Source organism: Fibrobacterota bacterium (assembly GCA_019509785.1).
Taxonomy (GTDB): domain Bacteria; phylum Fibrobacterota; class Fibrobacteria; order UBA11236; family UBA11236; genus Chersky-265.
Window position 1 is genome coordinate 15,913 of record JAEKLQ010000065.1, and the last position, 19,216, is coordinate 35,128.

Annotated in this window: 20 protein-coding genes; 11 read left to right on the forward strand and 9 right to left on the reverse strand. The window is 63.4% G+C overall.

Features of this window, described 5'->3' with window-relative positions:
* Positions 1 to 34 precede the first annotated feature (34 nt).
* The 6 genes from flhA to JF616_19020 all read left to right on the forward strand — a co-directional run bounded on the left by flhA (position 35) and on the right by JF616_19020 (position 7,962).
* On the forward strand, positions 35 to 2,128 hold the full coding sequence (flhA, locus tag JF616_18995; protein MBW8889852.1) for a flagellar biosynthesis protein FlhA: 2,094 nt from the start codon (positions 35 to 37) through the stop codon (positions 2,126 to 2,128).
* 15 nt (positions 2,129 to 2,143) lie between these two features.
* Entirely contained in the window at positions 2,144 to 3,772 is a 1,629-nt protein-coding gene (gene flhF, locus JF616_19000) for a flagellar biosynthesis protein FlhF (GenBank protein ID MBW8889853.1), read from the forward strand.
* 161 nt (positions 3,773 to 3,933) lie between these two features.
* Positions 3,934 to 4,293 carry a hypothetical protein gene (locus JF616_19005; GenBank protein MBW8889854.1) on the forward strand — a complete coding sequence of 120 codons (360 nt, stop codon included), beginning with the start codon at positions 3,934 to 3,936 and terminating at the stop codon, positions 4,291 to 4,293.
* Positions 4,294 to 4,333: 40 nt separating this feature from the next.
* Positions 4,334 to 5,098: a FliA/WhiG family RNA polymerase sigma factor gene (locus JF616_19010; protein MBW8889855.1), complete on the forward strand. Its 765-nt coding sequence runs from the start codon at positions 4,334 to 4,336 to the stop codon at positions 5,096 to 5,098.
* Between the two features lie 12 nt (positions 5,099 to 5,110).
* Positions 5,111 to 5,995 carry an HDOD domain-containing protein gene (locus JF616_19015; GenBank protein MBW8889856.1) on the forward strand — a complete coding sequence of 295 codons (885 nt, stop codon included), beginning with the start codon at positions 5,111 to 5,113 and terminating at the stop codon, positions 5,993 to 5,995.
* The gene (locus JF616_19020; GenBank protein ID MBW8889857.1) at positions 5,992 to 7,962 is read left to right on the forward strand and encodes a GAF domain-containing protein; all 1,971 of its coding nucleotides are present in this window, start codon (positions 5,992 to 5,994) and stop codon (positions 7,960 to 7,962) included. Before JF616_19015 ends, JF616_19020 begins: the two co-directional genes overlap by 4 nt.
* Before the next feature lie 18 nt (positions 7,963 to 7,980).
* Here the strand turns inward: JF616_19020 and JF616_19025 are convergent, their stop codons facing one another.
* Positions 7,981 to 8,394, reverse strand: a complete 414-nt coding sequence (locus JF616_19025; protein MBW8889858.1) for a response regulator — start codon at positions 8,392 to 8,394, stop codon at positions 7,981 to 7,983.
* Between the two features lie 115 nt (positions 8,395 to 8,509).
* On the opposite strand from JF616_19025, the gene JF616_19030 reads away from it, so the two are divergent.
* The 3 genes from JF616_19030 to JF616_19040 all read left to right on the forward strand — a co-directional run bounded on the left by JF616_19030 (position 8,510) and on the right by JF616_19040 (position 11,013).
* Positions 8,510 to 8,959, forward strand: a complete 450-nt coding sequence (locus tag JF616_19030; protein ID MBW8889859.1) for a response regulator — start codon at positions 8,510 to 8,512, stop codon at positions 8,957 to 8,959.
* A 162-nt stretch (positions 8,960 to 9,121) separates the two neighbouring features.
* Positions 9,122 to 10,684, forward strand: coding sequence for a WG repeat-containing protein (locus JF616_19035; GenBank protein MBW8889860.1), 1,563 nt, complete (start codon positions 9,122 to 9,124; stop codon positions 10,682 to 10,684).
* A 95-nt stretch (positions 10,685 to 10,779) separates the two neighbouring features.
* Positions 10,780 to 11,013, forward strand: a complete 234-nt coding sequence (locus JF616_19040; protein MBW8889861.1) for a hypothetical protein — start codon at positions 10,780 to 10,782, stop codon at positions 11,011 to 11,013.
* An 18-nt stretch (positions 11,014 to 11,031) separates the two neighbouring features.
* On the opposite strand, the gene JF616_19045 is transcribed toward JF616_19040, so the two are convergent.
* Positions 11,032 to 12,048, reverse strand: coding sequence for a zinc-binding dehydrogenase (locus tag JF616_19045; GenBank protein MBW8889862.1), 1,017 nt, complete (start codon positions 12,046 to 12,048; stop codon positions 11,032 to 11,034).
* Between the two features lie 116 nt (positions 12,049 to 12,164).
* Here JF616_19045 and JF616_19050 point away from each other — a divergent pair, with 116 nt between their 5' ends.
* Positions 12,165 to 13,142: an asparaginase gene (locus JF616_19050; GenBank protein ID MBW8889863.1), complete on the forward strand. Its 978-nt coding sequence runs from the start codon at positions 12,165 to 12,167 to the stop codon at positions 13,140 to 13,142.
* Between the two features lie 67 nt (positions 13,143 to 13,209).
* Here JF616_19050 and JF616_19055 read toward each other — a convergent pair whose 3' ends face one another.
* The 6 genes from JF616_19055 to JF616_19080 all read right to left on the reverse strand — a co-directional run bounded on the left by JF616_19055 (position 13,210) and on the right by JF616_19080 (position 18,187).
* Positions 13,210 to 13,647, reverse strand: a complete 438-nt coding sequence (locus tag JF616_19055; protein MBW8889864.1) for a hypothetical protein — start codon at positions 13,645 to 13,647, stop codon at positions 13,210 to 13,212.
* Between the two features lie 142 nt (positions 13,648 to 13,789).
* A complete protein-coding gene (locus JF616_19060) occupies positions 13,790 to 14,953 on the reverse strand; it encodes a glycoside hydrolase family 16 protein (protein MBW8889865.1) in 1,164 nt (387 codons plus the stop codon).
* 90 nt (positions 14,954 to 15,043) lie between these two features.
* Positions 15,044 to 16,303 (reverse strand): DUF342 domain-containing protein, encoded by a 1,260-nt coding sequence (locus JF616_19065; GenBank protein ID MBW8889866.1) that lies wholly within the window; start codon positions 16,301 to 16,303, stop codon positions 15,044 to 15,046.
* A gap of 121 nt (positions 16,304 to 16,424) precedes the next feature.
* Positions 16,425 to 16,622: a rubredoxin gene (locus tag JF616_19070; GenBank protein ID MBW8889867.1), complete on the reverse strand. Its 198-nt coding sequence runs from the start codon at positions 16,620 to 16,622 to the stop codon at positions 16,425 to 16,427.
* Between the two features lie 26 nt (positions 16,623 to 16,648).
* On the reverse strand, positions 16,649 to 17,137 hold the full coding sequence (locus tag JF616_19075; protein MBW8889868.1) for a hypothetical protein: 489 nt from the start codon (positions 17,135 to 17,137) through the stop codon (positions 16,649 to 16,651).
* A 24-nt stretch (positions 17,138 to 17,161) separates the two neighbouring features.
* A complete protein-coding gene (locus tag JF616_19080) occupies positions 17,162 to 18,187 on the reverse strand; it encodes a GGDEF domain-containing protein (protein MBW8889869.1) in 1,026 nt (341 codons plus the stop codon).
* 120 nt (positions 18,188 to 18,307) lie between these two features.
* Here JF616_19080 and JF616_19085 point away from each other — a divergent pair, with 120 nt between their 5' ends.
* Positions 18,308 to 18,523: a hypothetical protein gene (locus JF616_19085; GenBank protein ID MBW8889870.1), complete on the forward strand. Its 216-nt coding sequence runs from the start codon at positions 18,308 to 18,310 to the stop codon at positions 18,521 to 18,523.
* A 44-nt stretch (positions 18,524 to 18,567) separates the two neighbouring features.
* Here the strand turns inward: JF616_19085 and JF616_19090 are convergent, their stop codons facing one another.
* Positions 18,568 to 18,906, reverse strand: coding sequence for a hypothetical protein (locus JF616_19090; GenBank protein ID MBW8889871.1), 339 nt, complete (start codon positions 18,904 to 18,906; stop codon positions 18,568 to 18,570).
* Positions 18,907 to 19,216 lie beyond the last annotated feature (310 nt).

Here is a 19,216-nt window from a genome sequence, read left to right on the forward strand (position 1 = left end):
ATCATCGGCAGTTAGCCACGGGAACTTGAGGGATATGTCCGCAGCGACGCAAACGAAGAAGGTAGGCGGGGTCCTGGTAGCCAACAAGGACCTGATCATCGCCATGATCCTCATCGCCGTCATCGCGATGATGATCATCCCCTTGCCGCCCATCATCCTCGACGTGCTCCTGACGGTGATGATTTCCCTGGCCATCATCATCATGCTCATCTCGATGTACATCGACAACGTGCTCGATTTCTCGGTGTTCCCGGGCATGCTGCTCATCATCACCCTGTTCCGCCTGGGGCTCAACGTGGCCACCACCCGGCTGATCCTGACCGAAGGCGAGGCGGGCAGCGTCATCCATACCTTCGGGACCTTCGTGACCAAGGGCAACATGGTGGTCGGGACCATCATCTTCATCATCCTGGTCATCATCCAGTTCGTGGTCATCACCAAAGGCGCGGGACGTATCGCCGAAGTGGCCGCCCGCTTCACCTTGGACGCCATGCCCGGTAAGCAGATGGCCGTTGACGCCGACCTGAACGCCGGCATCATCACCGAAGCCGAGGCCAAGGAACGGCGGCGCAACATCGGCCGCGAAGCCGACTTCTACGGCGCGATGGACGGCGCCAGCAAGTTCGTGCGCGGCGACGCCGTCGCCGGCATCATCATCACGGTGGTCAACATCATCGGCGGCTTCATCGTGGGCATGACCATCCAGGATCTATCCTTCCAGGATTCCCTCAAGCGCTTTACCATCCTGACCATCGGCGACGGCCTGGTGACCCAGATGCCGGCGCTGATGATCTCGACGGCCTCGGGCATCATCGTGGCGCGCGCGGCCAGCAAGCAGAACCTGGGCGAAGAAGTGATCGCGCAGCTTTCCCAAAGCACCAAGGCCATGTATACCGGAGCCGGCTTCATGGGCGTCACCGCCCTCATCCCCGGCATGCCCACCTTCCCCTTCCTGCTGCTGGCCGTCGCCGTGGGAGGCGCCGCCTTCCTGGTCTCCAAGAAGAAGACGGTGACCAAGGCGGCTGAAGAAACCGCCAAGGAAAAGAAAGCGGAAGAGAAGGAGGCGTCCGCGTCGGACAAGATCGAATCGTACCTGCAAGTGGATCAGATGGAGCTGGAAATCGGCTACGGCCTCATCTCCCTGGTGGACGTGCACCAAGGCGGCGACCTGCTGGAGCGCATCACCATGCTGCGGCGCCAGTGCGCCACCGAGATCGGCGTCATCGTCCCGCCCATCCGCATCCGCGACAACATCCAGCTCAAGGCCAACCAATACGTGGTCAAGATCAAGGGCATCGAAGTCGGGGGCGGCGAGCTGATGACGGGATGCTTCCTGGCCATGGACCCGGGCGGCACCAGCCAGAAGATCCAAGGCATCCCTACGGTTGAGCCCGCCTTCGGCCTGCCGGCCATCTGGATCACCAGTTCGCAGAAGGAAGCCGCCGACATCGCGGGCTACACCGTGGTGGAGCTGCCCGCGGTGATCGCCACCCACCTGACCGAGATCATCCGCAACCATGCCGGCGAGATCCTCACCCGCCAGGACGTGAAGTCGCTGGTCGAGAACACCAAGGCGACCAACGCAACCGTAGTGGAAGAACTCATCCCGGGCCTCCTGGGCATCGGCGAATTGCAGCGCGTGCTCATCAACCTGCTCAACGAAAAGGTTTCCATCCGCGACCTGGGCACCATCCTGGAAGCCATGGCCAACGCCGCCAAGATATCGAAGTCGGAAGCCTTCCTCACCGAACAATGCCGCCAGGCGTTGGCGCGCCAGCTTTGCACGGTCTATAAGGATGCTACCGATTGCATCCACGTGATCAGCCTGGAGCCGAAGCTGGAGCAAATGCTCGAAGCCTCGGTGCAGAATACCGAGCGCGGGCCCCGCCTGGTGATACGGCCCGAGCTGGTGGGCCGCATGGTGGGCCGCCTTACCGCTCTGGTGGAGCGCATGGTGGCCCAGAACATGCAGCCCGTGCTGCTCTGCTCCCCGGGCATCCGCTTCCAGTTGCGCAAGATCCTGGAAGGCTCTTTCCCCAACCTGGCGGTGATCAGCTACAGCGAAATCGCCAGCGGGGTAAACGTGAAAGCGACCGGGACCGTGATCCTGGGCGATAACGAAGGATAACGAAGGTTGAATGCCATGAAGATGAAGACGTTCCAAGCCGACACCATGCAAGAGGCCCTCAACCTCGTGAAGGACGAGATGGGGCCCGATGCCGTGATCCTGAAATCGCGGCGTACGACCCGCAGGGTGGGCGTCAAGCTGCAAGCCTGCTTCGAGGTGACCGCCGCGCTGGAAGAACCCTTGACCAACCGCGCCCCGGCCCAGCCCGCGCGTCCCGAACCCCAGCCCGCCCGTCCTTCGCCTAGGCCCATGCAGGGCCGCATTCCTCCCGCTTCCCAATACGATTGGCGCGGCAGCCTGCGCCGCGTCGAAAACGATTCCGCCGCGGAAACCGCTACTCCCGCCGAGGCAATCCGCGCCGCCCGGGCCGGCGCCCGTTCCGGCGAATCCGATCGCCGCGTCACCCCCATATCCGCCCCTCCCGGTTCGGAACGCCGCGCTCCCTCCGCGCCCGTCCGCTCGGCCGCGCGCGGCAACGATATCGCATCCCGGAACGAAGCCGATGCCGAGGCCGATCGCAAGGTGATCGAGATGCTGCGGGGCGAGTTGAAGGCCCTGCAGGAAAAATCCGAGATGCCGGCGCGGGAACTGAAGGACCTCAAGAACGAAATCAAGGCCATGATGGAATCGGCCGCGGCCCGCGTGGCCGCTTCCCATTCCCAACCCACCCCCGCCCCGCGCCAATTCGGGCGCGCCATCTCGCCGGCGGCGACTTGGATCACCAGCGCCGAAATGCAGGCCCTGCAGGACGGCCTGGTGGAATTGGAGATGGAACCCTCCCTGGCCGCCGAGGCCGCCGGTACCGCCTTCGCGGCCATGCGCGCGGCTACGCCAGTCGAACTGGCCGGAGCGCCCGCGGGCGAACGCGAAATCGAATTCCTCACGCGGGCCCTCACCGAACGCATCCGCGTCTCCGGCGGCATCCGCCTGCATGCCGGGCGCCCCACCACGGTGGCGTTGGTAGGCCCCACCGGCGTGGGCAAGACCACCACTTTGGCCAAGCTGGCCGCGCTCGCCAAGATCCAGCAAGGCAAAAAGGTCGGCATCATTTCCGCCGACAGCTTCCGCATGGGCGCCAACGAGCAGTTGGAAATCTTCGGCCGTACCGCCGGTATCCCGGTGAAATCGGTTTTCTCCCCGGAGGACGTGGCCAAGGCCCAGCGCGAATTCGCCGATCGCGATCTGATCCTGGTGGACACCGCCGGCCGCAGCCATGGCCATAAGGAGATGTGGCGCGAACTCCAGGGCCTGTTGCACTGCCTCGCCCCCGACGAAATCCATCTGGTATTGTCCGGGCCCACGCGCATGCGCGAACTGTGGCACCAATACGGGCTGTACCGCGATCTCGGCGCCTCCAGCCTCATCTTCACCAAACTGGACGAATGCCTTTCCCTCGGGTGCATGTATAACCTGGCGCGCCGGGCCGAGACGCCGGTCGCGTACCTCTGCAACGGCCAGGTCATTCCCGATCATATCCTGTTGGCGCGGCCGGATTTGCTGGCCGGCGCCCTCGCAGAAGCCGCCCGCGCCGCCTTGCCGACCGCGGTACCGGCCCGTTCCGCCGCATCCATGGCCTCTTCAGGGTCTGGCACGGCCACCTTGGTCGCGGGCGCGACGCGCTTCGCCGCCGGCGCGCATGCATGAAAAAACGCAAACCCCTGCCTACCCAGGATGCCTCGCAATGGCCGGGCTCAGTGCAACGGCCGCGGGTCGCATCGCGAACCCGGGGGTTGCGAAGGCAACCCCTTGTCAAAGCGGGCGGGCGGGGTCCATAATCAACCGTAAGCGGATTTGGAGGAACTTGAATGGACGCCTTGTCCATCGCCAAAGCGATAACGCGAACCGTCCTGATGGCCCTGGTGCTGGCCGTGGTCGGTTTCTCCCTGTTGCTGGCCCCCCAGATCGACGTATCCCAGATCGTATTCGCCCTGGCTAAAGGCCTCCTGACCTTCCTGTTCGGCTGGATCTTCATCCTGATCCTGACGGACACCCTCGTCAAATCGATCGTATCCTCGGCCCTGGAGGCCCGGGCCACCCGCAAGGACGGGGGGATGCTGTTCTACTTCCTTAAGCCCGATCCGGGCGAACTGCTGGAGGCCGACGGTAGGACGCCGGCCAAGGCGGATACACATAAAGCGGTTCCCGCCTCCGAAGGCCAGGCATGACCTTCGGCGCTGATCAGAACCCGAAAGACGAAGCCGCCTGATGCCCGACTTGAACGGATTGTGGACCGAATTCCGGGCCACGGGTAGCAAGGCCGCGAAGGATAAGCTCCTGGTGGAGTACGCCGGCCTGGTCAAGTACATCGCCCAACGCGTTTCCATGAACCTGCCCGCCTCGGTCGAATTCGACGATCTCGTGGGCGCGGGCATCATGGGCCTGGTGAAGGCCGTGGAGATGTTCGAGCCGGAACGCGGCCTCAAGTTCGAGACCTTCGCCACCCATAAGATCCGCGGGGCCATCCTGGACGAATTGCGCGCGCTGGACTGGGTGCCGCGCTCGGTGCGCCAGAAGAACAAACTGCTGCAGAAGGCCTATGCCAAGCTCGAGAACGTTCTGGGCCGCATGCCTTACGACGACGAGGTGGCCGCGCACCTGAACCTTTCCCCCACCGAATTCGAGGAGATGCTCAGCGACGTGGCCCCGGCCACCATCCTCTCCCTGGAAGAGGCCCTGCCCGATCGCGGCGACGAGAACAAATCCCTCAGCCTTATCGACACCATCGAGGATCCCCAAGGAACCAATCCCCTCAAGGAAATCGGCTACCAGGAAGTGAAGCGGATCCTCAAGGAGACCATCGCGCAGTTGCCCGAGAAGGAAAAGCTGGTGGTGGCCCTTTACCATTACGAGGAACTGACCCTGAAGGAAATCGGCGAGGTGCTGAACCTCACGGAATCGCGCGTCTCCCAGATCCACTCCAAAGCCATGCTCAAGCTCAAGGCCAAGCTCCTCCAGAAGATCAACGCCTGAGGCGCTTAAGCCATGTCCGCCCTGCCTGTAGAGCAAGCCAAACGCGTCAAGCGGATCACCGACTCCCTCATCTCCCTTCCCACCTTGCCCACCGTGGTGGCCAAGATGCTGGAGCTGGTGGACAATCCCAAGACCTCGGCTTCGTCACTGGCGATGCTGATCAGCCGCGATCAGGTGCTCACCGCGAAGATCCTGAAGCTGGCCAACTCCAGCTTCTACGCCTTCCCCCGGCAGATCGCCACGGTGAAGTTGGCCCTGGTGGTATTGGGTTTCGAGGCCGTTAAGGAAATGGCGCTTTCCTTCTCCGTATTGAGTTCCTTCAAGGGCGAGAACAACAAGCATTTCGACCTCAGCCTGTTCTGGCAGCACTCCGTGTCGGTCGGAGCCAGCACCCGCATGTTGGCGCGCGAGACCTGCTATCGACTGGCCGGGGAAGCCTTCGTGGCCGGGCTGTTGCATGATATCGGCAAGATCGTGCTCAACCAATACCTCCCCAAGGAATTCGCCGAGATCCAGGCCCGCGTATTCGAAGGCGGGGAAAACTGCGCGCAGGCCGAGAAGGCGGTGATCGGGGCGACCCACGCCGAAGTGGGCGCGTGGTTGGCGGAGCGCTGGAACCTACCCGTGGCCCTGGTGGAGGGCATCCGTTGGCACCAGAATCCCGAGCAATGCCCGCGCAATCCGGAACTCCCCTTGCTGGTCTACCTGGGCGATTACCTGTCGGCCAAGTGCGGCTTGGGAAAGAGCGGATCGCCCGGGCTCGACGCCCTTCCGGAAGCGGTCGCGGAGATGGCCCGCAGGATCTTAGGGCTGACCCCCGAAAGCCTGGAGCTTTTCCAGGCGAACCTCTACGCCGAGTACGATAAGGCCAGCAGCTTCATGGCGGAGGCCGCGTGAGCGATCTGCTCAAGGACATCGATAGCCTCAAGGCGGGACTGGTCGAGGGGCGGGATCTCGCCGAGCTGAACTTCGATTCGCCGGAGGTCTCGGCGTTGGCCGGCGCCTTGGCCAAACGCGATTCCCGCGAACGCCGCCGCATCCGCGCCGCGGGCGCTTCGCTGAACAAGGTCCGCATCGAGAAGGACCAATACAAGTCATCGCTTTCCGAGCTCCAAAAAATCCTGGACCTGTGCCGGGTCATCGCCAGCTCGCAGGACCTGAAGGACATCCTCCATCATCTGGTTTTCCTCTTGAGCGAAATCCTGCCATCGCGGGGATGCGCCGTCTTCGTGGGGGACGGCGGTTTCGCTTCCCCTGGAACCGCGCCCCTGTTCGCCAGCAATTTCACGCCCCAACTGCAACAGATACTGGCGCAGCACTACGAGGAAGGCATCATCCGCTGGATCCTGCAAGAGAAGCGCGTCTGCCTCATCCCCAGCTTCGAGGATCGGCCCGGCGAAGGCGGCGGCGATTTCGCCGTCATCCCCCTCCACGATAACGATCGTAACCACGGCTTCGTTTGGATCGCCTGCACCCTCAAGCAGGAAGAGGTGACCGCGGAGACCGTCAACCTCATCTGGGTGCTCTCCTCCCAGGCTTCCATCGCCATCATGAATTGCCTGCACCGGGAGCGCATGGAAGAGAAGCTGAACGAACTCAAGCTTCTCACCTCCATCAACGCCCTGGGCCACGGGCGCGAAGACGGCATGGAAGCGGCCGGCGCCCTGCGCGCCTTCTTCCGTGAATTCCAAAAGCTCATCGCCCGCGAGCTCCGGCTGGACCAAGGATTCCTGCTCTTCCCCGACGACGCGGCCTCCGCCGATAACGATCCCCGGCCGCCGCCCATCGACGGAGCGCCTTTCCTGGAGCATGCCGAAACGCGCAAGCTACTGCGCCTGGCCGAAGGAGAACATTTGCGTTTGGAGGCGGGGGATTTCTTCCTGACCGCTTACCCGCGCATGGCCAAGGCCCTGGCCTCCCACGGTTTGGCAATCCTTTCCCTTTCCCCCGACGCGGGACGCGGCGCCTTCCTCCTCATCCGCTTGTCCGCCGAGGAAACGCAACGCATGCCGGCCCTGCAAAACCTGCTCCAGGCGGTCGCCTCGCAGGCGCGCGTGGTGGCCGAGAACATCGACCTGTACGATTCGCTCCTGGCGGCCAACCGCAATCTCACCGCCATGCAATGGCAACTGGTCCATTCCGGCAAGATGGCAGCGGTGGGCCAACTCGCCGGCGGCGTGGCCCACGAGATCAATAACCCGCTCCAGATCATGCTGGGCCGCATCCAGATGATCCAGATCATGGCAGGGGACGACAAGACAGCGGCCGATCCAGGGAAAATCAAGGAAGAGCTCCGCCTGGTCACCGATGAAGTGCTGCGCATCCGCGATATCGTACGCAACCTGCTCGACTTCTCCCGGCAAGGCAAGCGCGAGGCCGCCCTCACCCCGCTCAGCCTGGACGACGCCATCAAGGACGTGCTGGCCTTGCTTCGCCACCAACTGATCTCGAACCAGGTGGAAGTGCGCCTATCCCTGGGCGGGACGCAAGGGTCGTACGTGCTGGGCAACCGCAATCAATTGAAGCAGGTATTCATCAACCTGATGATGAATGCCATCCACGCCATGGAGAAGGAACCGCGGGTCCTGGAAATCGCCACCGCGGAGCGGGACGGCATGGTGGTGGCGACGGTGCGCGACAGCGGCGTGGGCATCGCCCGCGAGGATCAGGAACGGATCTTCGAACCCTTCTTCAGCACCAAGCCGATGGGAACCGGGCTGGGTTTATCCATCAGCTACGGGCTGATCAAGGATCATAAGGGGACCATCGAAGTGGAGAGCCAACAGGGCCGGGGCACGTGCTTCACCATCCGCATCCCGCGGGTGTCGGACCAAGCCCGCGGATACAATCTGTTGGTCGGTTGAGGGCGAAGCTAGGGGCGCTTAGAGGTCGGACCCGATCGACCAGTCCTCGAGGGCCCGCTGCACGTTTTCCGTAAGGATCGATGGCGTAAACGGCTTTTGCAGGAAGCCCGCCATCATCTCCTGCACTTCCTTTTGGATCTTCGCCCCGCCGCGTTCCTCACAATATTCCAGCGGGTAGCCCGAGGTATAGAGGACGCGCATATGCGGCCGGTCGTGGCGCAGGCGCTTCGCGAGGTCATGGCCGTTCATGCGATCTTCCAGCTCCACGTCGGCCAGCAAGAGATCGATGTCGCCGGCGTGGGCGGCGCTCATTTTCAGGGCTTGGGCCCCCGATTCGGCGGCCAGCACCGAGTAACCGCCCATTTCCAGGACCTTGGCCATCAAACGCATGACCTGGTCTTCGTCTTCCACCAGCAATACGGTTCCGATCATGGGGAAAGCATAGCATAGAGGGGATCCGGGATCCAGCAGAAGGAAGGCCCCACAAAATCCGCATCCGCCCGCCGCAAAGTTTATCTTCGCAGTTAGAATCCCGAAGGGAAATCCAATGGAAGCAGCCAAGCCTTCTGGAATGCACAAGCCTTCCGAAACCGTCATCCTGGTGGTTGAGGATGACGAATCCCTGCTCAGGCTTTCCACCCACGTGCTGGAAATGGCCGGATACCGGGTCATTCCGATGCCGGAAAGCGAATCCGCATTGCATCGGGCCAAGAGCCGGCGCGACGAAACCATCCATATCCTGCTTACCGACGTGCGCATGGATCCGCATATGAGCGGCGCCCGTCTGGCCCATTTGCTGCGCCAGGAGCGCCCTGACCTCAAAATCATCTATATGACCGGGTTCCCGGCCAGCGAAATCGTTCTCAAAGAGGCCACGGGGGGCCAGGCCGCGCTCCTGCGCAAACCATTCACCCCCACCGTGCTGCTGGATGCGGTCCGCAAATGCCTTGACCCTACCCCCGCCCCGATCGCAACCACGCATCCTCCCGCCTCATAAGGGCCCCACCCCTCCAAGGCCCAAGCTGACGTCTTTTCGGGCCCGGAGGTTCCGCTCCCGGGCGGAGCCCCTTTTTTTCGACGCTCCCAGCCTATTGCCCCTTCCGCCGTGCCGGCCCTATGATGGAGATGAAAGCGATTCACCTCGGCCGCGAAATACATCATGCTGAAACCGTTCAAAAAAGAAGGCAAGTGGGGCTTTTGCGACGAGCATAATCATGCCGTCATCCCGCCCCGCTATGCCTTGGCTTCGCGCTTTTCCCAAGGCCTCGCCGCCGTGGCCGTTCCGGGCCCCACCGCCAAGTCCTGGGGCTACATCGGCGAAAGCGGCGAGATCGCCATCGCCCCGCGGTTCCAGGAAGCGATGGATTTCCATGAAGACTTGGCCGCGGTACGGCCCGACCCGGCCGAGTCCAGCGGCCATTCGGGATGGGGTTACATCGATCGCAACGGATCGTTGGTCATCGCGCCCCGCTTCGACAAGGTGGGCGAATTCTCCGAAGGCCTGGCCGTGGTCTGGAAGGACGGCAAGGCCGGCTACCTCGATCACGACGGAAGCACCGCCATCGAACCGCAGTACGCCCATGCCGATCCTTTCCATGAAGGCTTGGCCCGCGTGCGCCTCTCCGACGGCTCCTGGACGCATATCGATAGGCACGGCCGCCCGCGCCATCCCGGTTGCCCCGCGGCCGAGTCCTACTCCGGCGGCCTGGCCGCCGTAAAGCTTTCCGCCGAAGGGCCCTGGGGCTACATGGACGCGGACGGCATCCCCGTCATCCCTCCCGCTTTCGCCAAGGCGCATCCTTTCCAGGAAGGCCGCGCCCGCGTGCTGGTGGGAGTCTATCCCCACGGCAAATACGGTTTCATCGACAAAAAAGGATCCCTGGTGATCCCGCCGCGCTGGCACGAGGCCGAGGATTTCCAGCAAGGCATGGCCCGCGTGAAATTCCTGGGCGGCGATTGGCGCCATCTGGACGTGTCCGGAGGCATGCTCATCCATCCCGGGCATCGCGACCATCTGCTTTTCTCCGAGGGCCGCGCGCGCACCTTGGTGGACGGCAAATGGGGTTTCGTGGACAGGAGCTACGGCTTCGTGATCCCCCCGCGCTACGACGAGGCCGGGCATTTCTACCAAGGCCTGGCTTCGGTCAAGATGGACGCGGCGCGTCCCACCGATGATCCGGATCTGGACATGCCCCGCACCGAGCTCCCGGCCAAACCGCGTTGGGGCTACATCAATGCCGATGGCGCCATCGCCATCGCGCCGCGCTTCCTGATGGCGGGATCCTTCAGCGAGAAATTGGCGGCGGTGAAGGTGAACGGGTTCTTAGGGCTGTCCATCAAATGGGGATATATCGATGCCGGCGGGGCCATGGTCATCAAACCCGCTTTCGATTTCGCCTATCCCTTCGCCGAGGGGTTGGCCCGCGTGAACATGGGCGGCAAGGCATCGACGGCGGGAATCCGCGGAGGGCGCTGGGGCTTCGTGGACAAAACCGGACAATACGTCATCAAGCCCCAATTCGAATACGTCTCCTGGTTCGCCGAGAACCATGCCGTGGTCCGCGTCGGGGCCAAGTGGGGATATATCGACTCCCGCGGGAAGATCGCCATCGCTCCCGAATTCGATGAAGCCTATAACTTTTTCAAAGGCCTGGCGCGCGTCCGCATCGGGGAGCGCTGGTTCTATATCGACCCCGCCGGGCATAAGAAACCCCTCGAGTAATCCCGCTGGCTCGGGTCCCCGTAGGGTGACCTGGCTTCCATTCCCGACCGCAATCTCTTGTCGGGGCAGGGGGGCTTCAACTACTTTAAACGCCCATGCAACCCGCGGCGAAAGGGACCCATACCGGCTTGGAAGCGGCGCGGCCCATCGGCAAAGCGAAAACCGCTTTGGTGGCGTTCCGCCGCCGGGTCTACCCCGTCTCCACCGACGGGCTCTGGGCCTTCATGGAATTGACACGGGGACCCGTGGACCGGGACGAGGCCATCGGTTTCGTACTCAGGCAAGAGGGGTATGAAATCTCGGCGGATGAAAAGCCTTCGGCTCCCTGACGCAACCTAAGCGACGGCTCATCCTTCCGTGATCCGGATCACCAGCTTTCCGAATTGACCGCCCGCCTCCATCCGCCGTAGGGCCTCGTCGGCTTGCTCGAAGGCGTAAACCCCGTCGATGACGGGGCGGATGCCCTTCTCCGCCACGAAGCGGGCCATGGCCGCGAAATCGTCCGGCGATCCCATGGTGGTCCCCAGCAGATTGAGCTGGCGCCAGAAAACCTTGCGCAAGGGAAGCTCGGAAGGATTGCCGGCGGTGGCCCCGAAGAAGACCAACCGGCCGCCCGGGCGGGTGAGATCGCAAAGCTTCGGAAAGCCGGGCCCGCCCGCCGAGTCGATCACGCAATCGAAAAGGCCCGCTTGGGCTTGCAGACTTTCGGCCCAATCCGGCCGCGTATATTCGACACCGCCCGTGGCCCCGAGCCCGGTCGCGCGCCGCAGCTTTTCCGGCGAACCGCTGGTTACGTAAACGCGCGCGCCGGCCGCCAGGGCGAAGCGCAAGAGGAACAGGGCCACGCCACCGCCGATGCCCGTGAGGAGCACCTTCTCGCCCGCGCGGACCTGGCCGCGCGCGAACAAGGCCCGGTAGGCGGTGACGCCGGCCAAGGGCAAGGCGGCCGCCTCTTCGAAGGACAGATGCTCGGGCATGGCCGCAAGATTGGCCGCGGGCACGCGCACGAATTCGGCCAAGGTACCGGCATCGGGCAGCCCCAGGATGCGGAAGTCCTTCCCTTGGGCCTCCGGTAGCTGGCCCCAGTCCAAGCTCGGATTGATGATGACCTTGCGCCCCAGCCACGACGCGTCGGCGCCGGCGCCTAGCTTCTCTACCGTCCCGGCCCCGTCCGAACCGGGGACCAACGGGAATTTCAGGCCGGCGTATTGGCCCTTTTGGATCCAGAGGTCCCGGTGGTTCAATGCCGCCGCGCGCAATCGCACCAAGGCCTCCCCCGGTTTGGGAGCCGACAGGTTTTCCTTGGAGACGCGCAGCGCAACGCCGACGGAATCCAGGACCAAAGCTCGATAGGTATTTGCCATATTCCCCCCGGCGGATGGCGGTCAAAATAAATAATCGGGAATGCCCGGGCGCGCTTTTCCTTGGAGCCCCGCGCGCGGGATCGTATCATAAACCTTATGAATCCGGGTAATCCGCCATGGAAATGACCGGCCCCAACGAGGAAGGCGGCCATCGCTGGGACGAAGGCGCCGCGCCTCTCCTGACCCAATTGCGCGGGGGCGAGCCCGATCTTTCCCATCGCGGCTTCGCCTGCCTGGTGGATGCCGCCGGCAAATGCCTATGGTCCCTTGGCGATCCCCATGTACGCGCCTTCTTCCGTTCCTCGGCCAAGCCGTTTCAGGCCCTCGCCATGGTCGAATCCGGCGCCGCCGACGCGGCGGGCCTCGATGACGCCGACCTGGCCATCGTATGCGGTTCCCATGCCGGCGGGCCCGATCAGGTGGAACGGGTCCGTTCCCTTTTGTCCAAAAGCGGACTGGGGCCGGATGCCTTGGGGTGCGGGGACGGCCTGGCCGATCAATGCTCCGGCAAGCACGCGGGCATGCTTACGGCCTGCCGGCATCTGAAGCTTCCCTTGGATACCTATCTGCATCGCGATCATCCCTGGCAGCGGCGCATGTTGGCCGTGACCTGCGAGTGGTGCGCCGCCGACGCCGAGGCCGTTCCCTTGGCGGTGGATGGCTGCTCGGCCCCGACCTTTTCCCTGCCCGTTTACAACATGGCCCTGGGCTTCGCCCGCCTGGCCCGCGCCGCGGCCGATCCCGGTCCAGTAGCACGCCTGTTACGGGCGATGGCCGCGCACCCGGCCCATACCGGCGAACCGGACATGGGCGGATTCGCCTTGCGGGGAAGGGCGGCTCCGCTGCCGGCCGCCTTCGTGACCAAGCTCGGCGCGAACGGGGTCCATTGCGCGGCGGTGCCCGGCCTGGGGCTGGGCTTCGCGATGAAGGTGGCGGACGGCGCCTCGGCCCCGCGTTGGCCGGTGCTGACGCGGGCCTTCGAACTGGCCGGGCTCATCGACGCGAAGACGGCGGCCGCCATGCGGGAGCGACTTTGGCCGCGCGTCGAAACCCGGCGCGGGGAACCGGCGGGGCAATTACGTTTGGAGTTTTAACAGGGGCGTTGGGAGTTCTATCAGGGCTTGCAAAAGCCCTCGCAAGACCGTAGGCCCTGCTCAGGACTTACAAGCTTCCCGCTTCGAGGCGAGAGCGGACCTTGGCTTCGAATTCCTCCGCCGTCACCGGACCCATCCACAGCGGTTTCTTGATCAGGATGCGCCGGCCATCCTTCAATTCGATGCGCGCCCGCGGAGGGCGCGAGCGATCATCGCTTAGGAGGGCCGCGATAGCCGTCCCCCGGAATTCGATCGGCTTGCCCAACAAAGGTTTTCCGCGGAAGATCCCGTTGCGATAGGTCAAGGCGTGGATACGCAGGGACAACCCTAAGGACAGTGCGTACAATCCGCCGATACCTGCCAACCAATATCCGTACCCGCGCACGCGCATATAAGCGATCAGGATCGCCATCGCGCCCGAGGCCAAGGTCGCCAATACCGTCTCGGTCATCCCGTTCGCGCTAACCTTGGATTCCGCCACCGCGGAGACCTCTGCCCTATCCATCCGAAGCCTTGCCCCTTCCGGCTTTCCCGCCGGGGGTCCCGGCGGCCAGCCGCGGAAAAGATAATCCCGCGGCGCGGGAGAGTCTTCCGCGAACGTGGGATCAGAGCGCGATGCCGGAGCGCTGAGCGAAGACGGGAACCGCTCAGGGGACGAAATAAAGACCCGCCGCGGGCCGGGAATTATCTTCCGCGGGGATCGAGCGTCCCGAAAGGGAAAACGCGGGGACGGCCAAGGGATGCCCCGGATCCGCCGCCAGCATGACTGGGCCGCGCCCGGCGCCCCATCCCCGGGCCGAAGGCATACGTAAGGCCGTGCCCGGCTTAAAGGTCGCGGATACGGAGATGTTTCCCGCGAGCATCGAAAGGCGCGCGTCTTCCGAGTAGGCATCGGAAATTTCCGCCGCGCCGGAGGTCACCACCCAGCGATCGAAGATCCGGCCCGCAGGCGCCGGGCCGGCCGTAAGGGAAGCCTGCGCGCCTTCGACATAGGTCCCGCCGCCTGCCCCGCCGGAAACCGTGAGCAGATAGGCCGGGCCCGGGGTCCAAGCATGCACGCGGATCCAAGCGATGCGAAACTCCACCGGAAAGGCGGTGCCGGATGGATCGCCCCCTGCCGTCCCCCCGATGGCCTGGTTCAGGATCAGATATCCGGCGTGGCGGAAAGGGTTGCTCCCGCCCGGGCCCGTCCCGTCGGCATTGGCGACCGGATAGTGGTTCATCAGAGCCCCATCAAGGGAAAGATCGATGCGCGCGCTGTCCCATTCCATGGCCCAGGTGTGGTAGGCCGCCGCCCAATCCGCGCCGCCCAATGCCGCCACGGTTTTCGTAGGCGATGACCATTTTCCTTGGCCGTCCATCACGTTGAACAGGCATTTGCCCTGATAGGATTCCATCATATCGATTTCGCCGCCGATGGGCCAACTGGAGGAATCCGGAAGCCACCACCAGGCGGGCCAACTCCCGGCGCGCGGATCGATGCGCGCCCGCATCTCGAAGCGGCCGTATTTCCAGGATCGCTTGCCGCGGGTGATGCGGCTGGCCGAGGTGTAGGCATGCCCGTTCCAGCCGTCGCGCAAGGCTTGGATCAATAAAGCCCCGCCCTCGATGCGGGAGTTCTCAGGGCGATTGGTATAGTACTGGTCTTCCTGATTGCGGAGGTAGCCGGACTCGAACCCCCAGGTGGCGGCGTCCACCGCCGGCCCTTCGAACTCGTCGCTCCAAGCCAGTTTCCAACCCCCTTCCAGCCCGAAGGCGGCCGAGGCGGCGAAGCCGATTCCCGCCCACAATTTCCGGTTCGCGCGGCGCATAGCTTCTTATCGCGAATGTACCCGGGAAACGCGTGCGGCACCGGCGGCCATTCGAGCCGAAAACGGGGCCTTCCGGGAGGGGGCCTTCCGCTAACCGACGACAGCCGGCGCGGTCCGATCGAGCAGGCCCTTTTCCTTGCTGATCAGGAACTCCTTCCCGCCGTCGTGGGAATCGAGCAGGCGGCGGAAATGCAGGAGATCCAGGTGGACGTTCCCCTCGATGCTCCCGGCCGCGCTGAAGGTCTGTTTCCGATCGCCTAACCCGGCCAATTGCCCGTCGACCATGGCCCGTTCCGAACTGAAGTTCGTCAGCTTGCGCCGGCATTGGGTGAAGGCCTCCGCGGCGGCTTTCATTTCCGCGGCGGTCTTAGGCGGGATGACGGCATTACCCGCCTTGGTTATCCAGGCCTTGAACGTCCGCAGCTTTCGATCGAGCTCCCCGGCGAGGTCTTTTTCCTTCGCCTCGAGGGCTTCGAGACTGGCCTTTTCCGCGCGCAGCGCTTCTTCTTCCTCGTCGCGGAAGACGAGTTCCGTGCGGCTTCCGTCCGCTCCCACATGCGCGAGCCGGGCGCTGCCGAAGCACATGAGCTTGCCGCCGAATATGCGGCAATCCGCCTTGGAGGCCGAAATCCCATGGGCGGTCACTTGGCAATCCTGCATGGACTTTTCCACCACCAGGCTCCCGCAGCGGATTTCCGCTTGCCTGGCGGAAGAGATCTTCACCTCGCCTTTCGCCTGGATCGAACCCTTGCTTTGGCCGAAAAATCCCCCCGTGACTTGCACGTTACCCCGGGCGCTGATCAAAACCGCGCCTTCGGCGTCGCCTTCGACCCGGATGTTTCCGCCCGCCTCGATCCGGAAGCCTTCCGCCACGTTGCCCTTGACCCGCACTTCCCCGTCGAAACGGATGTTCCCGGTATGGAAATCCACCCCTTTGCCCAATTCCAGCAATGCGGAAACGGAGATCGCCCCGTTCCTCACCGCCACCGCGCCATCGCATTCCGCGAGCAGGTTTTGCCCATCCGGGGAAACCTTGGTTCCCGGGCCGGGGATTAATTGCGCGGGCTTTCCCGGCGCCGCAGGCAGGCTATTGCCATGGGCATCGCGACCCGGGCTCCCCAGTCCGGGAGGCTGCAAGCGGGCCAGAGGCGTACCCGCCTTGACCTGCACCACCGCTTCCACCTCTCGGAAATCCGCGGTCCCGTCGCCGCGCAGTTTCGGCCCGGATTCGCCCTGGGATCGGAACAGCATCACGACCTTACCGTCCTCGCCGGGCACGGGAGGGAAAGCCGCTCCCTGGGCTCCGGGCGCGTCCATCGTGACAGGGGTTTTTCCCTCGTCTCCGGTCATGTTCCCTCCGTAGGTGGAAATACCATCTATTCATCGGATTATAACGCGGATCACATAAATAGTTGCAATGATGGGCGCGGAAAAAAGGAACGGACCGCTCCGTCACGCTCCCTAGGGGAGGTTATGCTTGCGGATCGAACTTCGATTCCAGCTCGAAATAGGCCTTGGCGGCCCCGCACTGGGGGCAAACCCAATCATCGGGAATGTCTTCCCAGAGGGTGCCGGGGGCGATCCCGGAATCGGGATCGCCTTGCGCTTCATCGAATACGTACATGCAAAGCATGCAGACGAAACGTCGGTGGCCGGGGGCCTGGGGCATGGGAAAACTCGCTTTCTCGGAAGGCCTCAGGGGGCCGGGACGCGCCAGCAATCCGCCGTACCGAGTTGGGCGCTGCCCGCTGCCTTGAGGTAGAGGAAAAGCTGCATGCGGTACCCGATCATCCAGCGCATCGGGGTGAGTAAAGCCTCGGCCCGCTTCACGGTTTCGCCCCAAGGGAAGGTCATGTCCTTATTGAGCAGATCGCTTAGGGGCGCGGCGCGCAGTTCCCGTTCCACGGCATCGGCCTGCCAGGCCATGCGCGCCTTGAAATCGGAGGCCGCCATCATGGCCATCATCTCGGCGGTGGGCCGCCCGGCGGCCCAGTCCCCCGCGAGCACGCGATGGACCCCGTTATACGGGCCGTAGCTCAGGTAACGCATCAGCTCCAGGGTGGTGCGCTGGCCGGCGGAGGGCCGGTAATCGAGCCCACCCGCAGGGATCTTGCCGGCCAGGTTGATGCAGATGGCGCTTTCCTTGCGCCAGGTGGAGATATAGGACTCTACGGTGAACAACATGGATACCTTCCCGGCCTTGCGGCCCTATTTGACGATCACGAGTTCGGACTCGAGGTAATATTGGCCATTATAGGTGGCGATGCAATTCTTGCCGTTCTTCTTGGCGAAGTTCTTGGCCCGATTGGCCCGGTCTTCGATTTCCCGTTCGGTGAGGAAGCAATCGGAGGAGATCCAGACCGCGCCGATGGAGACGGTGGTCTTCTCGGCGATGCCGCGATAGGCGATCATGCGCAGCTTGGCCTGGAACTCCTTGATGAACGCCACGCCCATCGCCAGGCTGAAGTTGGGCAATAGCTGGATGTATTCGTCCCCGCCGTAACGGTAGCCGAAACCGTGGGAATACAAGTGCGACTCCATCAGCTCCATGAAGCGGGGCAAGAGGTCGCGATCGATCTTGGTCTCGGTATAGCGGGTATTGAAGGACTTGAAATCGTCCACATCCAGGTACGCCACCATCAGACCGTTGGAGCGCAACTCGCACTTCTCGCGGAAGTAGCGCAAATCCTTGACGAAAAGGGAAGGCGCCTGCAGGATGTGGAACTTCTCGTCGTAATCCCGCGGCTCCAGTTTCAGATCGGACTTGTGCATGTCTTCGACGAATTTGATGGAGAGGAATTCGGTCAGGTGCGGCACGCGCAGGGCCGGGACGGCCAGGAACCAGGGCGCGGACATGACGGCCTTGATCGGTTCGAGTTCCTTCTCGAGGTTGTCTATCAACTCGGGATGGAAGGTCTTACCCAGCGGCTCCTCGAGCTTGCTGGCCACGATGCGACGTTGGTGGATGATAAGACGCTTGAGCAAGGGCGTGAACTCGTCCGGGATTTCGTGCTGCTCTTTGATGCCCGTGTCCCCGCGCCCGGGGCCGGCGTTCCGCTTCTTCAGCAGATTGCCAAGAGTTGACAATTTCGCCAGGATGGAATCGACCTCCGAGGGGAGCTTGTATCCGATCTGGGCCTGGAGCTTCACCACGAGATTCTTTTTCAGCCAATCCGCGAAGGCATCGGAATGCTTCTCGAGCATATCGCACTGGTCATTGGAAAGAATTGGCATGTTCCTATCGACCCCCGACGGAAAAGTATTCACTCACGACGCGTTTGGAACGTCTAATGCGGAAAAGGAAACGGGATCGGAATGCTTGCGCCGCGAAAACCGAAATTGTTTAATGGAAACATGGAATCCAAACCTTCCCTCTCCGTCTCCCCATCCAGCCGCGGCGATACGTCCCGGCCCGGACTACCCGCCGACTGGCAACCCTCTTCCGGCATCGTGGACCGCATGCTCGCGTATCGCGAATGGTGGAACATCCCCGAAGGCGTCGCCGGGCGCGGCGCGGCCCGAACGGGCGCGTCGAAGAACCGGATTCGCCCCCAAGACCGCGCCGGCTAAGAGCCGGGGCGTGGAATCGGATCCGGCCCGCCGGATCCCCGACCTTACGCCGCCGAGCGCATCGGCCCCAGGATCCCCATCAGCTTCTTGGACCAGATGAACATCTCGGTCCAAACCGATATGCAGGCATCGCGATAGAATGCCTCCCCGATGCTTTGCTTGAAATTCCCGTACCTCACCTCCTGGGTTTCCTTGGCCAGCCACCTGACGACGGCGTCCCGATCCACCGCGGCGCGATAGCGATAATCGCTTTCCGGCGTTTCCCGCACTAGGGCGCCGGGGAAGGCCGCATCGATATGGCCGGGAAAGCGAGCCCGCGCCCAGAGCATCCCCGTATCCCCCGGATATTCCACGATGGACAAAAAGGCCTTATTGGTAAACACCCACATCCTATCCTCCCGCGTTCCATTCTGTTTCCGGCTCCCATGCTTGCGGCGTCGCCGCGCCCGGGACCGATGCAAAGATACCCCTCTCCGCGGGTCAGGTTTTGTCCCACGGCAAGGTAACTTGCGCGTTACCCACGGGGAAGAAAGACGATTAAAACGCGGGCGACCGCAGCGCAACGGGGGGCGTTAAATGACAATCGCACCGAATTGTCATCTTATTGAAGCGCGTTCGGGAATTGCCAAACCAATCCGGAAAAAATTATTATCTGCGCGAGCTGCGATCGTAAAGCCAAGGTAGGCGGCGATC